A 15,391-nucleotide genomic window follows, 5' to 3' on the forward strand; every position below is an offset into this window, starting at 1 on the left:
GTACCGCTGCCCGCGATCACCGCCTCCCTCTTCGCCCGGTTCGCCTCCCGCCAGGAGGACTCCCCGCAGATGAAGATGATCGCCGCGCTGCGCAACCAGTTCGGCGGCCACGCCGTCGAGTCGGCGAAGAAGTAACCCGTGGGAGATCTGCTGCTGGTCCGGCACGGCGAGACGGAGTGGAGCCGGTCGGGCCGGCACACCAGCCACACCGACCTGCCCCTGACCCCGCACGGTGAGGAGCAGGCCAAGTCCCTGGCCCCGCTGCTGTCGGGCCGGCCGTTCGCGCGGGTGCTCACCAGCCCGCTCGGCCGCGCCCGCCGCACCGCCGAACTCGCGGGCCTGGTCGGCGCCGTGACCGACGCCGACCTGCACGAATGGGACTACGGCGACTACGAGGGCGTCACCACCGTCGACATCCACCGCACCCGGCCCGACTGGGACCTGTGGACCGACGGCACCCCGCCCGGGGACGGCACGGACGGCGAGTCGCCCGAGCAGGTCGGCCGCCGCGCCGACCGGGTGCTGGCCCGGGTGGTGCCCGCGCTCGCCGGGGGCGATGTGGTCCTGGTGGCCCACGCCCACTTCCTGCGGGTGCTCACCGCCCGCCGGCTGGGCCTGCCGCCCGCCGAGGGCAGGCTGTTCCAGTTGGCGACCGGCACGCTCAGCCGGCTCTCCACCGAACACGACCGGCCCGTGATCGCCGAGTGGAACACCCGGCCCTGACGCCCGACGGCCGGGGGCCGGTTGACAGCTCCCGGCCGGCGCGTCAGAGTCCCGGTCGATGGAGATCGACGATCTGACGCCGGCCGAGGCCCGCGTGTGGCGGGCCTTCCCCCGGGGCGAACTCGTGGACTTCCGGACCGCGGACGACGAGGACCCCGCCGAGGGCGCCGACTGGGGACCGGAGCGGACGGTACGGGCCTCGGTGCTGCGGACGCTGCTGCTGGACGGGCCGCGGGAGAACGGCGAGATCCCCTCCCTCGACCTGTCCGGCGCCCGGATCACCGGATCCCTCCGCCTGCAGTACGCGGCCGTCGAGGTGCCGGTGCGGCTGAAGAACTGCCACGTCGAGCAGGTGCCCCGGCTGTACGGATGCCGCCTGCGGGAACTGAACCTGAGCGAGTCCGTGCTGCCGGGGCTGGTCGCCCACGCGGTGCGCGTGGACGGCGTCCTGCGGATGACCCGCACCCGGTGCCACGGGACGGTACGGCTGGCCGGGGCGGAGATAGCGGGGAGCCTGTACCTGGAAGGCGCGCGGTTCCATGCCGCCCCGGACACCGAGGGGCCGGTGCTCCAGCTCAACCAGGCGGTCCTCCGCGCCGACCTGTGGGCACCCGGCCTGCGCACGCACGGTACGACCCGGCTCACCGGCGCCGGTGTCGCCGGGCAGGTCAACCTCCGGGACGCGGTCCTCGACGCGGGTGGGGGCACGGCCCTGGACGCGCAGAACCTGGTCGTCGGGACGAACGTGACCGCCGGGTGCCTGCGCGCCCGCGGCCTGCTCGACCTGCGCGGCGCCCGCGTACCGGGCACCCTCGACCTGGCGCACGCCTCGCTGTCCCGGCCGGGCGATGTCGCGCTGCGGGCCACCAGCTCGGTGATCGGGGAGCTGTGGCTGTTCGCCGGCGAGCGGATCGAGGGCGCGCTCCGGCTGCGGCGCGCCCGGATCGACAGCCTGAGCCTGGACCCGGAGATGCTGCCCGACGAGGTGTACCTGAACGACCTGTCCTACACGGCGCTCGTCCCCCACCATCCCGCCGAGCGCCGCCTGCCCATGCTGGAGCGGGACGGCGACGGCTATGTCCCGTACGCCTACGAGCAGTTGACGGCCGCCTACCGCCGCACCGGCGACGACGACGCGGCCCGGCGGGTGCAGCTCGCCAAGCAGCGCCGGCACCGCCGCACCCTGCCCTGGTACGGGCGTGCCTGGGGGTGTCTCCAGGACGTGACCGTGGGCTACGGCTTCCGGCCGATGCGGGCCCTGGCCTGGCTGCTGACGCTGCTCGCGATCGGCTCGGCCGCGTTCGGCCTGGAGCACCCGGCGGCGCTGAAGCCGTCCGAGGCCCCGCCGTTCAACCCGGTGTTCTACACCCTGGACCTGCTGCTGCCGATCATCTCCTTCGGGCAGGAGACGGCGTTCGCGCCGCGCGCCGGGTACCAGTGGCTGGCCTATCTGCTGACCGTCACCGGCTGGGTCCTGGCCACCACCGTCGTCACCGGCGTCACCCGGACCGTCAGCCGCCAGTGAACCCCCGGGCGGTGTGCTGCGCGGCCAGCCGTACGGGCGCGTTGGGGGCGCCGTAGCCGCGGTAGCCGCCGTCGCGCTGGAGGAGTTCGACGAAGACCCGGCCGACGGTGTGCGTGTAGCAGTGCCGGAAGACGCCGTGCGCGTCCCGGTCGTAGAGGATGCCGAGGTCCCGGTAGGTCTCCAGCTCGCCGTCGGCGAACTCGTAGCGGGCCGCGAGGTCGTCGTAGTAGTTCGCGGGGATCGGCAGCAGGGTGCCGCCGGCCGCCCGGAAGCGGCGGGCCGCGGCGACCACGTCGTCGGTGGCGAGCGCGAGGTGCTGGGCGTGCGCGGTGCCGTCGGTGGGCGCCGGGCCGACGGACAGGACGATACGGACGCCGCCGGCGTCGTCGGTGACCGCGCGGCTGCGCTGGAGCCCGTAGGGGTCGGCGACGTCCACGCTCGCCTGGGGACGCAGCCCGAGGACACCGCTGTGGAACAGGGCGGCCTCGTCGAAGTGGTGCCAGGGCTGGGTCAGCGCCACGTGGTCGATGCGGCACCCGTCCGCGGGGGCGGGCGCGGTGTCCGTGAAGTCGGCCCGCCAGTCGGGGGCGTCCCCGCCGGGCGCGGCGCAGAAGAACAGCTCGGTGCCGTCGGGCGCGGCGACCGCCTCCAGCGGCGCGTCCCCCGGGGCGCGGCGGCGCGGCAGCACGGGGGCGAGCAGCGCCTCGGCGCGGCGGGCGGCACCCGCCGGGTCGGGCGAGGTCAGGCCGATCGCGGCGAGCCGGGTGCCCTCGCGGCGCTCGGCGGGCCCGGTGTTGACCAGGACCCGGGCGTCGCCGCGCTGCCACAGGTCGACGGGCTTGCCGCGGTGCCGGGCGGCGCGGGCGAAGCCGAGCGCGCCGAGCAGGCCGGCCACCGGCTGGGCGTCGGGGGTGACCAGCTCGGCGAAGGCGACGCCGGTGGGCACGACGGCCGGGGGCAGAGGCGCGGTGCCGACCTCTTCCTGGAGCATCCGCAGCGAGCGCTGGGCGTCGACGGCGGTGGCGGCGGCATCGGCCTGCCGGAACACGTCGTTGAAGACCTCCAGGGAGAGCGGCCCGGCGTAGCCGGTGCGCAGGACCTGGCGGACCAGCCCGGCGACGTCGAAGCCGCCCTGGCCGGGGAAGCAGCGGTGGTGGCGGCTCCACTGCAGGACGTCCATGGCGAGCCGGGGGGCGTCGGCGAGCTGGAGGAAGAAGATCTTCTCGCCGGGCAGGTCGGCGATGCCCTTCGGGTCGCCGTCCCGGGAGAGGATGTGGAAGCTGTCCAGACAGGTGCCGAGCGCGGGGTGGTCCGCCGCCTCGACCACCCGCCAGGCGTGGTCCCAGGTGCTGATGTGCCGGCCCCAGGCGAGCGCCTCGTAGGCGACGCGGATGCCGAAGTCCTGGGCGAGCGAGGCGAGGCGGGCGAGCTGCTCGGCGGCGAGCGCGTCGTCGTCCAGGGCGTCCGGGGAGACGCTGGAGCAGACCAGGACGGTGTCGGCGCCGAGCCGGCGCATCAGCGCGAACTTGTGCCGGGCGCGGCGCAGGCTGCGCGCGAACTCCGCCTCGGGGAGCGCCTCGACGTCCCGCATCGGCTGGTAGAGGTCGATGGTCAGACCGAGGTCGGCGCAGCGGGCGCGGATCTCCTCGGGGGTGAGCGGGCTGGCGAGCAGGTCGTTCTCGAAGATCTCCACGCCGTCGAAGCCGGCCCGGGCGGCGGCGGTGAGCTTCTCGGTGAGCGGTCCGCTCAGACAGACGGTGGCGATGGACGTACGCACGTCGGTGCCTCTTTCTCCGTGGGCCTACTGGTGCTTCCTCCGGGGGCCTACCGGGGCGCGGGGACGGCGCCGGCCAGCGCGGGCAGGTCCGCGAGCATCCGGGCGGTGCCGGGTTCCCGCCCGGTGAACAGGCGGAACGCGTCCGCCGCCTGGAAGACGGCCATGCCGCCGCCGTCCAGCACCGCGCAGCCCGCGGCGCGGGCGGCCCGGACCAGCTCGGTCCGAAGCGGCCGGTAGACGACCTCGGCGACCCACAGCCCGGGACGCAGCAGTCCGGCGGGGAAGGGCAGACCGGGGTGGGCGGCCATGCCGGTGGGGGTGGCGTGCACCACGCCGTCGGCGCCGGCCAGGACGCCGGGCAGCCGGTCCGGCCCGGCGCGGTCGGCCCGGCCCGCGCCGAAGTGCCGGTTCAGCGACCCGGCCAGCGCGGCCGCCCGCTCGGGCAGCGCGTCGACGACGGTGATCCGCCCGGCGCCCAGGGTGAGCAGGGCGTGGGCGACGGCCGCGCCCGCCCCGCCGGCGCCCACCAGCGCGACCCGTTCCAGCGGGGCGTCGGGCAGGCCCCGGGCGAAGGAGGCGGCGAAGCCGGTGACGTCGGTGTTGTGGCCGACCGCCCGGCCGCCGTCGAAGACGACGGTGTTGACCGCGCCCAGCGCCTCGGCCCCCGGGGCGAGCCCGTCGAGGTGGCCGAGGACGAGCTGCTTGCACGGGTGGGTGATGTTCAGCCCGTCGAAGCCCAGGTCCCGCGCGGCCCGCACCAGGTCGCCCACCTTCTCCGGGGCCGCGCCCAGCGCGTCCAGGTCGATCAGCCGGTACAGGTAGCGCAGCCCCTGCCGGTCGGCCTCCCGCTGGTGCAGGGCCGGACTGAGCGACGGGCCGATGCCGGAGCCGATCAGTCCGACGAGATACGAGTCCTTGGCCACCGGTGACCTCCTGAGCCGGGCACGGCTAATGTACGAACCAGTACGTTAGTCATAGCAGCAGGGCACGGCCCGTGGGAAGACCCGACCTTCTACAATCACCGCACTGGCCCCCGCCCCAGCCGAAGGAACCCGATGACCAGCGTCGACGAACCGGCACGATCCAACGGGCGCATCCGCGACGCCGCCCGCACCCGGGCCGAGATCCTCGACGTGGCCACCCGGGAGTTCGCCCGGGCCGGCTACGACGGGGCCCGCGTCGACGAGATCGCCGCCCGCACCCGCACCACCAAGCGGATGATCTACTACTACTTCGGCGGCAAGGAGCAGCTCTTCACCGCCGTGCTGGAGCGGGCGTACGGGGTGATCCGGGAGGCCGAGCAGCAGCTCGACGTCGAGCACCTCGACCCGGTCGCCGCGATCCGGCGGCTGGCCGAGGTCACCTTCGACCACCACGAGCGGCACCCGGACTTCATCCGCCTGGTCAGCATCGAGAACATCCACGGCGCCGAGCACATCGCCGCCTCCGAGGAGCTGGCCCGGATCGGCTCGCCCGCGCTGGACGTGATCCGCCGGATCCTCGCCGCGGGCCAGGAGTCGGGGCTGTTCACGGCCGACGTGGACGCGGTCGACCTGCACGCGATGATCAGTTCCTTCTGCTTCTTCCGGGTCGCCAACCGGCACACCTTCGGCGCCCTGTTCGGCCGCGACCTGATCGCCCCCGAGCAGCGCGAGCACTACCGGACCATGCTCGGCGACATGGTGATCGCCTACCTGACCGCGGAGCGCTCGGCCCGCTGAGCCCGGCCGGCCCGGCCGCACCGCACCCCTTGACACCCGGAACCCGCGGGCGCACCATCCCAGCCACCACTACTAACTATCCAGTGGGTTAATTAGGCGACGATGCCGAAGGAGCCGCCGCGTGTCCGTCCCCGCCCCCGTCCCCGAGGCCCCGCCGGGGCAGCCGAAGAAGGCGGCGACCGCCGCCTGGATCGGCAGCGCCCTGGAGTACTACGACTTCTTCATCTACGGCAGCGCCGCGGCGCTGATCTTTCCCGAGGTCTTCTTCGACGCGTCCGATCCGGCGACGGCCACCCTGCTGTCGCTGGCCACCTTCGGTGTCGCCTACGCCGCCCGGCCGCTCGGGGCGTTGTTCCTGGGGCACATCGGGGACCGCCTCGGCCGCAAGAAGATCATGGTGTTCACGCTGATCCTGATGGGCGTGTCGACGTTCCTCATCGGCTGTCTGCCCACCCGCGCCCAGGTCGGCACCCTCGCGCCGGTGCTGCTGGTGCTCTGCCGGGTCCTGCAGGGCGTCTCGGCCGCCGGCGAGCAGGCCAGCGCCAACTCCATGACCCTGGAACACGCCCCCGGACACCGGCGCGGCTTCTTCACCAGTTTCACGCTCAGCGGCACCCAGGGCGGCCAGTTGCTGGCCACGCTGGTGTTCATCCCGGTCGCCGCGCTGCCCGAGGAGCACCTGATGGCCTGGGGCTGGCGGGTGCCGTTCTGGCTGAGCGTCGCGGTCGCCGTCGTCGGCTACGTCATCCGCCGCAACCTGGACGAGACCCCGGCGTTCACCCGGCAGACCGCCGCGCAAGGGGTGGTGAAAATGCCGCTGCTGGTGCTGGTGCGCGAGCACTGGGCGGATGTGCTGCGGGTGATCGGGGGCGCGCTGATCGCCTCGGTGAGCACCATTTTCACGGTGTGGGCGCTGGCGTTCGCCACCGGTGACTCGGTCGGCATGTCCCGTACCGCCATGCTCTGGGTGGGCGCCCTCGCCAATGTGGTGGCGCTCGCCGCGATCCCGCTGTGGGCCACGCTCTCCGACCGGATCGGCCGCCGCCCGGTGTTCCTGGTCGGCGCGGCGGGCAGCGCGGTGACCATGTTCCTGTACCTGTGGGCGGTCTCGACCGGCTCCTACCCGCTCACCTTCCTGTGCGGCGTGCTCTGCTTCGGCGTGGTCTACAGCGCCGCCAACGGGGTGTGGCCCGCCTTCTACGGCGAGATGTTCGCGACCCGGGTGCGGCTGTCCGGGGTGGCGATCGGCACCCAGATCGGCTTCGCGGTGGCCGGGTTCGCGGTGACGTTCGCCGCCCGGATCGCGGGGCCGGACGGCGACGACTGGACGGCGGTCGCCCTGTTCACGGCGGCCCTGTGCGTGCCCCCGGTGATCGCCGCGCTGACCGCCCGGGAGACGCACGCCGTGCCGACGGAACAGCTCGGCGAACGGGTCCCCGTGAGCGCGCCCCGGGCGGCGAAGGTGACGGCCTGACCGGCGGCGGTGGCCTGCCGGGGGGTCAGTGCGGGAGGTCGGTCACGCCGTAGACGCGGTCCACCCGCAGCCGCAGCACCAGGCGGCGGTCGCGGACCAGGGCGGCGCGGTAGTCGTCCCAGTCGGGGTGCTCGCCGAGGGCCTCGCGGTAGAGCCGGACCAGTTCCTCGGCCGTCTCGTCGTACGGGTCGGCGACGACCGGGGAGAGGTCGGCGGTGCCCTCGGCGACCGCGTAGGACCACCGGTCGGGGGTGGTCACGTGGTAGGAGGCGCGGGGGTCGCGGCGGAGGTTGCGGGTCTTGGCGCGGTCGTCGGTGAGCGAGACGCGCAGGACGCGCCCCTCGGGGTCGTAGGTGTGGATGACGTTCGACAACTGGGGGCGGCCGTCCCGCTTGAGGGTGACCAGCACACCGTTGCGTTCCTCGGCGAACAGCTTCAGCAGCGCGTCCTGCGTGGCGTCATCAGTCATGCCTCGGTCAACGGGCGGGCGGGCAGGTCTGTTCCCCGCGTCCGGTCCACGGATTCCGGTGGACCGGAGGCGCCTGGGCGGGCAGGAGTCACGGAGGAGTCCTCGAGTGACGGAGGAGCGCGAACGATGACAGGGCTGCGACAGGAGACCGACCCGGACCGGGCCGGGCTGGACGGCAAGGCGCTGGAGCGACTGGACCGGCACTTCGCCCAGGAGGTGGACGCGGGCCGGCTCCCCGGCTTCCTGGTGGCCGTGGCGCGCGGCGGCCGGGTCGCCCACCTCACCACGTACGGCCACCGGGACATCGCGGCCGGGCTGCCGGTGACGGCGGACACGCTGTGGCGGATCTACTCCATGACCAAGCCGGTCACCGCGGTCGCCGTGCTGATGCTGGCCGAGGAGGGACGGCTCTCCCTCGACGACCCGGTCGCCGCGTACCTGCCCGCCTTCGCCGAGCCGCGGGTGTACGCCGGCGGCAGCGCGCCGGACGTGACGACCCGCCCGGCCGCCGGGCCCGTACTGATCCGGCACCTGATGACCCACACCGCCGGTCTGACCTTCGGCTTCTACCACGCCCACCCGGTGGACGCCCTCTACCGCGCGGCGGGCCTGGAGTCCTCGGTACCGCCCGGCGCGGACCTCGCGGAGACGGTCGACCTGTACGCGAGCCTGCCGCTGCAGTTCGAACCGGGCACCCAGTGGAACTACTCCGTCGCCAGCAATGTGCTCGGCCGCCTGGTGGAGGTGGTCAGCGGCCGGCCGCTGGACGAGTTCTTCGCCGAGCGGATCTTCCGCCCGCTCGGCATGGCGGACGCCGGTTTCCAGGTCACCGGCGAACAGGCCGGGCGGCTCGCGGAGCTGTACGGGGAGCAGGACGGCGGCGGTATCGCGCCGGTCGCCGGGCTGCCGCTGCAGGGCCGGCCGCGGTTCCTGTCCGGCAGCGGCGGCCTGGTGGCCTCCGCGCACGACGTGCACCGCTTCACGGAGCTGCTGCGGCGCCGCGGCGAACTCGACGGCACCCGGCTGCTGTCGGCCGCCACCGTGGACCTGATGACCCGCAACCATCTGCCCGGCGGCGCCGACCTGCGGTCCTTCGGCAGTCGCCCGGCGCACGACGAACCCGGCAACGACGGCGTCGGCTTCGGCCTCGGGGTCTCCGTGGTGACCGACCCGGCCCGCACCCAGGTGCCCTCGGCGCCCGGCACGTACGGGTGGAGCGGAGTGGCGACGACGACGTTCTGGGTGGACCCGGGCCGCGAGCTGACCGTGCAGTTCATGACCCAGGTGCGGCCGAGGTCCTCGCACACGGTGTTCCGGGACCTCAAGCGGCTGGTCCACGAGGCGGTCACGGACTGACGGTCCGTCAGAACCGCGGGCCGGCGGTACGGCGGCCCCAGGGGGCCGGCGGCGTCCCGGCCGCTCAGGCCGGCCCCTGCCGCTCCCGGGGCAGCAGCCCCACCGCCGCCAGCGGTACGGCGGCCAGCACCAGCCACGGGACGGCGGCGGGCAGGCCGCTGTCCAGCAGGGAGCCGACGACCGAGCTGCCGGCCAGCACGATCAGCCCGGACACCGAGGACAGCGCGCCGGTGTAGAGGCCGAGCCGGCCGTCCTCCGCGAGGTCGGGCACCCAGGCGCGGGCGACCGGCGCGACCAGCATCTGGCCGAGGGTGAGCAGGACCACGAAGGCGGCGGCGGGCAGCAGCCCGGCCGTCCCGGTCCACCCGGCGGGCCGGGCCGCCGCCACCACCGCGAACCCGCCCCCGATCAGCACCAGTCCGGCCGCCATGGACCGGCGCGACGTCAGCCGCTCCCCCGCCCACCGCGTCACCGGCAACTGCGCCGCCACGACCAGCAGCGAGGACAGCGCGAACAGCCAGGCCAGCGGCGCCTGCGACCCGGCCGCCCGCACCACCTCGGCGGGCAGCGCCAGATAGAACTGGTTGTAGGCGAGCAGATAGGCCCCGTAGGCGCAGCACAGCGCGAGGAAGGGCCGGTTGCGCAGCAGCAGTCTCCCGCCGCCCCGGACCCGGGTGCGGGGGCGTCCCGGGACGCGCTGCGGCAGTAGCCACGCGTGCCCGGCGAGGACCAGCACGAAGACCCCGGCCCCGGCCAGGCAGGCGGTACGGAAGTCCACGCCCAGCAGCAGCGCCCCGAGCAGCGGCCCGGTGAACGCCCCGGCCTGCCCGGCGACGGTGAACAGCGCGAGCACCCGGGTGCGCGGTCCCGCCCCGGACTCCTCCCACAGCACCGCCTGCCGGGCGACCTCGGACTCGACGGCGGGGGAGAACAGCGCGGCGGCGAACCCGATGAGCAGGACCGCGCCGAGCACGGACCAGGTGGCCTCCGCGTACCCGAGCCAGCCGAACCCGGCGATCCGCAGCCCGCACCCGGTGAGGACGACGGGCCGGATGCCGTACCGGTCGGCGAGCGCCCCGCCCACCACGAACAGTCCCTGCTGGCTGAAGGTGCGCAGTCCGAGCACGAGCCCGACCAGCCAGCCCGCCATGCCGATGCCCTCGCCGAGGTGGTCGGCGAGGAAGGGCAGCACGGCGTAGAAGCCGATGTTGAAGGCGAGCTGGGTGAGGACGAGCAGCCGCAGGAGCGGGGTGAGGCGGGCGCGTCCGCGGGTCGCCGGCGGGGCGGTGGCCGTGGTCTCCTGGGTCATCGCACGCCCACCGGTTCCCTGCTGACGGCGGGTTCGGGGGACTCGGCGGGCGCCGGGGACGGGCGCCGCCGGGGCAGCCGTACCCCTCCGCTCGCGGTGACGGCGAGCGCGCCCAGCAGGGCCAGGACGGCGGCGGGGGCGAGGACGGCCCAGGGGGCGCGTTCGGCGTAGGGCTGGTTCTCGGCGAGCAGCAGGCCCCACTCGGGGGACGGGGGCTGCGCGCCCAGGCCGAGGAAGCCGAGGGAGGCGAGCGCGAGGGCGACGCCGGGCAGCCGCAGCAGGGCGTGCCGGACGACGGACGGCAGCACGGCGGGCAGCAGTTCGCGGCGGAGCAGGTACCAGCGGCCCGCGCCCAGGCCGCGGGTGGCGAGGACGTGCAGGGTGGCGCGTTCCTGGCGCAGCAGCGCGGAGGTGTGCGCGGCCAGCGGCGCCCAGGCGACGGCGGTCACGGCGAGCGCGGGGGTGGCGGTGCCGCCGCCGGCGACGGCGGTGACCAGGAGGGCGAGCAGGACGGGCGGCACGGCGTTGACGGTGTCGACCAGCGGCCCGGACAGCCGGGGTACGAGGCCCAGCAGGACGCCGAGGAGGAGGGCGGCGGCGCTGATCGCGGCGGCCAGCAGCAGGGTGTCGAGGGCGCCGTGCCCGACCCGAGCGAGCAGGTCCCGGCCGAGGGCGTCGGTGCCGAACGGGTGGGCGAGGGAGGGCGGTCGCAGCCGGTCGCCGGTGGCGACGGCGAGCGGGTCCCGGGTCAGCCCGGCCGCCACCACGGCGATCAGCAGGGCCCCGAGAACCAGCGGTGTACGGCTCCGCGCGGGCGGCGCGGGGCGGTGCAGGGTGGGCAGCGCGCCGTCGCGCAGGGCGGGGCCGGTGAGCAGCCGGGCGGCGAGCCGGGTGACGGCGGTGGCCACGGCGGCGAGCAGCACCAGGGCGAGGGTGCCGGCCTGGAGGACGGGCAGGTCCTGGGCGAGGGCGGCCTGGAGGGTGGTGCGGCCCAGGCCGGGAATGTCGAAGATCTGCTCGACGGCGACGGCTCCGCCGGTGAGTCCGACCACGAACAGGCCGAGGTTGGGCAGCAGCGCGGGCACGCACCGGCGGACCGCCTGCCGGGCGATGCGCCGGCCGGTCAGTCCCCGGGCGGCGGCGGCCAGCGCCCAGGGTTCGCGGAAGGCGCCGGGCAGCAGGTCGTCGAGGAGCCGTCCGAGCACGGCCCCGGCGGGCAGGCCGAGGGCGAGCGCGGGCAGCAGGGTGTACTGGGGCCCGTACCAGCCGAGCGCGGGCAGCCAGCCGAGCTGGACGCCGACGACGGTGGCGAGCACGGAGGCGAGCAGGAACTCGGGCAGCGCGGCGAGCGTCGCGGAGCCGGTGCCGCCGCGCCGGCCGGTGCCGAGCCGCCGGGCGGCGCCGCGCCGCAGCGTCCGGGCGCAGACGCCGGCGGCGGTGAGCACGGCGACGACGAGGGCCACCGCCATCAGCAGCACCGAGGCGCCGAGCGCGCGCAGCACGTCGGGCAGCACCGCGGAGCCGGAGATCCACGACCGCCCGGCGTCCCCGTGCGGCAGCCCGCCGAGCCACTGCCCGAGCAACTGCAGCGGCCCGCCGTCGAGCCCCAGTTGGGCGCGGATGCCGGCCAGCACCTCGGGTGTCGGGGTCCGTTCGGCGGACCGCGCCTTGAGGACGGTGAGCGCCGGGTCGGTGCGGGTCAGCCAGGGCAGCAGCCCGATCCCGCAGACCAGCCCGGCGGCGAGCGTCAACCGCCAGAGCAGGGCCGTCACTTGCCGCCGCATGGCTCAGCGCCGCGTTCCCGTGCCGACGAGGGTGCGCTCGTACGGGTCGAGGACCACGCCCTGGACGCCGTCGCGGACGCCGGTGATGATGCGCTGGTGGACCAGGGGCAGGACGGCGTCCGTGCCGAGGATCCGGGCCTCGGCGGCCATGGCCGCGTCCCGCCGCCGGTCGGTGTCGGCGGCCTTCTCGGCCTGGGCCACGGCCCGGTCGACGCCCTTGTCGCAGAGCTGGGCGATGTTGAAGTCGCCGTCGCAGGTGTAGTCACCGGCGAGGACGGCGACCGGGTCCCCGGTGTCGAGGAGGGTGTTGCGGGCCAGCACGAACGCGTCGAACTTCCCGTCCAACGCGTCGCTCTCCAGCCGCGAGTACTCCCGGACGACGAGCCGGACCGTGAACCCGGCCTTCTCCCACTGCTCCTTGACGACCTGGGCGACCTCGGGCAGTTCGGGCCGGTTGTCGTAGGTGGCGAGGGTGACGGTCTCGCCCTTCGGCCGCTGCTCCGCGGCCCGCCCGACGGGTGCCGTCCGCTTGCCTTCCGCCCAGGTGACGGCGGGCCCGTAGATCCCGGCGCCGGGGTCGCCGTACCCCTCGTACACGTCCTTGGCGAAGACGGAGGTGTCGAGGGCGGCGCGGGCGGCGGCCCGCAGTCCGGCGTCGTGGAAGGTCCCGGTGCGGGCGTTGAGCAGCAGGCTGGTGGTGCGGGTGGTGGCGGTGTCCCGCCGCTCGTCCCGGTCCAGGGTGGCGGCCTGGGCGACGGGCAGGGCCTCGGCGATGTCCAGTTCGCCGGTGCGCAGGGCGTTGGCGCGGGCGGTGCCGTCGGCGATGAACCGGGCGTCGATCCCGGCGGCCTGCGCCCGCCCGCCCCAGTAGTCGTCGAACCGGTCGAGGGAGGCGGAGGTCGCTCCGTTCACCTCGGTGATCTCGAAGGGCCCGGTAGCGGTGCCCACGGGGTCGGCCTTGCCCGTCTTCGCGTACGCCTTGGCGGACAGCACGGCGAGGCTCGGACTGGACAGCCGCAACGGCAGTACGGGGTCGGCCTCGGCGGTGGTGATCCGCACGGCGCGGTCGCCGGCGGGCTCGGCCTTGAGGCTGACCCCGGTGAGGGCGGCGGGCGCGGGCTCGGCGTCGGCGGCGTGCCCGAGCGAGTCGGCAACCGCCTCGGGGGTGACCTCGGTGCCGTCCTGGAAGGTGGCCTCGCGCAGCGTGAACGTCCAGGTCCTGGCGTTCTCCTGGCGCCAGGACGCGGCGAGCGCGGGCGCGGCGGAGCCGTTGGCGTCCAGCGCGGTGAGGCCCTCGGTCACTCCGAGCCGGCTGAGCAGGGTGGCGTCGGCGCCGTACGGGGAGAGGTTCTCGGCGGGCGGGAACGCCAGCGCGACCCGCAGCCGCGACCCCCCGGTGTCACCGGAGCCTTCGTCGCCGTCGCCGCCGGAGGCGAAGCAACTGGATATCAGCGGTACGAGCAGGAAGGGGGCGAGCAGCCGAAGGCGACGGTGGGAGCGCATGGTCCTCGGTTCGATGAGTGCGGGGGGGTGGATCGGCCGTGACGGCAAGATCAGACCCTACATGAAAACCATTACCACTTAACCGGTCACCCCATGGGCACGTCGAAGTGCACGACCCGCTGCCCGCCCCCGGGCTCCTCCCGCTCGTCGTACACCACCTTGGCGAGCGACCGCCAGAACGGCTCCGCCCCCTCCACGCCGGGGTCGGTGTGCAGGTAGACGGCCCGGTACCCCCCGTCCGCGGCGGCGAAGGCCAGCAACTCCTCCACCATCCACCGCGCCAGCCCCCGCCTGCGGTGCTCGGGCCGCACGTACACCCGCCGGAGCTGCGCGGTCACCCCGGACGGATACCGCTCGGCGACCTCCCGGGGGTTCGGCGGATGCGCGGGCCCCCGGGAGTCGAGCGCCCCGGTCCCGACGACCTCGCCCCCCGCGTCCACGGCGACGAGCAGCGTGTGCCGCGGCGGCGCGAGATAGGCCCCGTCCAGATCGATGATGTCCCGGTGCCACCGCGGCACGTACCCCGTCCCGAAGTCCCGGTACACGGTGTCGAGCATGACGGCCCGAGCGGCATCGAGGTCGTCGGGACCGGCGGGACGAATACTGTAGTCACTGTGGCGCACCTGCACATCATATGCAACAAGCGCGCGTCACCCCTGCGGGGCCCCGAGGTGAGCGACGAACCCGCGCCACGCCCCACCGGACACGGAGAACGAGGGCCCGCCCCGCTCCTTGGAGTCCCGGACGTGCACGGCTCCGAACGCGTGGGCGATCTCGACACAACTGTCACCCTCGGACCCGCTGTGACTGCTCTTGAACCAGACCAGCTCGTTGACGGTGCTCATAGCGCTCCTCGCATCCGCTGCAACAACTCCGCCGAGTCCGCCGGGGACAGGGCCTGCGAGCGCATCTTGGCATAGCGCATCTGCATGACGCTGACCGCTTGCCGATCCATGACGAGCTGCCCGGTCTTCTGCCCCTCCGCATATCCCAACCAGTGCCGCTCCGGCGTCTCCAAGAGCTGCATGGGCCCATCGGTCCCCGCGTGATACGGCTGCCGCAACGGCATGATCTGCAACTCCACGTTCCACAGCTCGGTGCAGGCGAGGAGGTGGTCGAGGAGTTCCCGGGTCACCTCCTCACCGCCCGTGTGCCGCAGCAGCACCGACTCCTCGACGATGAAGCTGAACGCGATCGGCGGGGTGCGCCGGAGCAGTTCCTGCCGCGCCTTCCGTGCGGTGATCCGCTGCTCCAGTTGCTCCTCGGTCGGCGGAGGCGGCACGTTGAGCATGACGGCCCTGGTGTACGCCTCGGTCTGGAGCAGCCCCGGCACCACCCGGCATTCGTACGTGCACAGGGCGACCGCGGTCTCCTCGAAGCCCGCCCACTCCCGGAACCACACCGCCAGGCCCCGCTGCCGCCCGAGGTGCCGGGACATCGCCCGCAGCACCCCGAACGTCTCCAGCACCTCCTCCGCCCGTTCGACGAACTGGGCGGACGGCATCCGCCGCCCCTGCTCCACCGAGGCGACCAGAGCGTGCGAGTAGCCGAGCCGTTCCGCGACCTGCTCCTGCGTGAGCAGGGCCCGTTCCCGGAACGCCTTGAGCGCCGCTCCGAACACTCTGAGACTGTCGGACGGTTCCACCGCACCACTGTTCGCCATGCCCGAACGACCCCCTTGCCGCGCCGGTGAGCTTTTCCTCTACAACGACCCGGCCGGCCATCGGTGCCCGTACACCCCGAGGTGTAC

Annotated in this window: 14 protein-coding genes and 1 pseudogene; 6 read left to right on the forward strand and 9 right to left on the reverse strand. The window is 74.5% G+C overall.

What is annotated here, in order from left to right:
- From IE316_RS28645 to IE316_RS28655, 3 genes and pseudogenes are all read left to right on the forward strand, one after another.
- Positions 1–135 (forward strand): annotated as a pseudogene (locus tag IE316_RS28645) (6-phosphogluconate dehydrogenase); the annotation flags it as partial.
- 3 nt (positions 136–138) lie between these two features.
- The gene (locus IE316_RS28650) at positions 139–723 is read left to right on the forward strand and encodes a histidine phosphatase family protein (RefSeq protein WP_190207431.1); all 585 of its coding nucleotides are present in this window, start codon (positions 139–141) and stop codon (positions 721–723) included.
- A 58-nt stretch (positions 724–781) separates the two neighbouring features.
- Entirely contained in the window at positions 782–2,248 is a 1,467-nt protein-coding gene (locus IE316_RS28655; RefSeq protein ID WP_190207432.1) for a membrane-associated oxidoreductase, read from the forward strand.
- On the opposite strand, the gene IE316_RS28660 is transcribed toward IE316_RS28655, so the two are convergent.
- Both IE316_RS28660 and IE316_RS28665 read right to left on the reverse strand, forming a co-directional pair.
- Positions 2,235–4,025 (reverse strand): sugar phosphate isomerase/epimerase and 4-hydroxyphenylpyruvate domain-containing protein, encoded by a 1,791-nt coding sequence (locus IE316_RS28660; RefSeq protein ID WP_190207433.1) that lies wholly within the window; start codon positions 4,023–4,025, stop codon positions 2,235–2,237. The two genes, IE316_RS28655 and IE316_RS28660, sit on opposite strands and share 14 nt — an antisense overlap.
- Before the next feature lie 47 nt (positions 4,026–4,072).
- Complete coding sequence (locus IE316_RS28665) at positions 4,073–4,948, reverse strand: shikimate dehydrogenase (protein ID WP_190207434.1); 876 nt, start codon at positions 4,946–4,948, stop codon at positions 4,073–4,075.
- Positions 4,949–5,080: 132 nt separating this feature from the next.
- On the opposite strand from IE316_RS28665, the gene IE316_RS28670 reads away from it, so the two are divergent.
- Both IE316_RS28670 and IE316_RS28675 read left to right on the forward strand, forming a co-directional pair.
- Positions 5,081–5,746, forward strand: coding sequence for a TetR/AcrR family transcriptional regulator (locus tag IE316_RS28670; RefSeq protein ID WP_190207435.1), 666 nt, complete (start codon positions 5,081–5,083; stop codon positions 5,744–5,746).
- Between the two features lie 121 nt (positions 5,747–5,867).
- A complete protein-coding gene (locus IE316_RS28675; RefSeq protein WP_190207436.1) occupies positions 5,868–7,220 on the forward strand; it encodes an MFS transporter in 1,353 nt (450 codons plus the stop codon).
- Between the two features lie 25 nt (positions 7,221–7,245).
- Here the strand turns inward: IE316_RS28675 and IE316_RS28680 are convergent, their stop codons facing one another.
- Complete coding sequence (locus tag IE316_RS28680; protein WP_190207437.1) at positions 7,246–7,689, reverse strand: PPOX class F420-dependent oxidoreductase; 444 nt, start codon at positions 7,687–7,689, stop codon at positions 7,246–7,248.
- A 126-nt stretch (positions 7,690–7,815) separates the two neighbouring features.
- Between IE316_RS28680 and IE316_RS28685 the strand changes: the two genes are divergently transcribed.
- The gene (locus tag IE316_RS28685; protein ID WP_190207438.1) at positions 7,816–9,045 is read left to right on the forward strand and encodes a serine hydrolase domain-containing protein; all 1,230 of its coding nucleotides are present in this window, start codon (positions 7,816–7,818) and stop codon (positions 9,043–9,045) included.
- 64 nt (positions 9,046–9,109) lie between these two features.
- On the opposite strand, the gene IE316_RS28690 is transcribed toward IE316_RS28685, so the two are convergent.
- The 6 genes from IE316_RS28690 to IE316_RS28715 form a co-directional block, all read right to left on the reverse strand.
- On the reverse strand, positions 9,110–10,354 hold the full coding sequence (locus IE316_RS28690; RefSeq protein ID WP_190207439.1) for an MDR family MFS transporter: 1,245 nt from the start codon (positions 10,352–10,354) through the stop codon (positions 9,110–9,112).
- A complete protein-coding gene (locus tag IE316_RS28695) occupies positions 10,351–12,138 on the reverse strand; it encodes an ABC transporter permease subunit (RefSeq protein WP_190207440.1) in 1,788 nt (595 codons plus the stop codon). The genes IE316_RS28690 and IE316_RS28695 overlap by 4 nt, the downstream gene beginning before the upstream one ends.
- A 3-nt stretch (positions 12,139–12,141) precedes the next feature.
- Complete coding sequence (locus IE316_RS28700; RefSeq protein ID WP_190207441.1) at positions 12,142–13,641, reverse strand: ABC transporter substrate-binding protein; 1,500 nt, start codon at positions 13,639–13,641, stop codon at positions 12,142–12,144.
- 86 nt (positions 13,642–13,727) lie between these two features.
- Entirely contained in the window at positions 13,728–14,264 is a 537-nt protein-coding gene (locus IE316_RS28705; protein ID WP_190207442.1) for a GNAT family N-acetyltransferase, read from the reverse strand.
- Between the two features lie 27 nt (positions 14,265–14,291).
- Complete coding sequence (locus IE316_RS28710; RefSeq protein ID WP_190207443.1) at positions 14,292–14,486, reverse strand: DUF397 domain-containing protein; 195 nt, start codon at positions 14,484–14,486, stop codon at positions 14,292–14,294.
- A complete protein-coding gene (locus IE316_RS28715; RefSeq protein ID WP_190207444.1) occupies positions 14,483–15,304 on the reverse strand; it encodes a helix-turn-helix domain-containing protein in 822 nt (273 codons plus the stop codon). Before IE316_RS28715 ends, IE316_RS28710 begins: the two co-directional genes overlap by 4 nt.
- Positions 15,305–15,391 lie beyond the last annotated feature (87 nt).

It is taken from the genome of Streptomyces fumanus (assembly GCF_014655295.1).
Classification (GTDB): Bacteria; Actinomycetota; Actinomycetes; order Streptomycetales; family Streptomycetaceae; genus Streptomyces; species Streptomyces fumanus.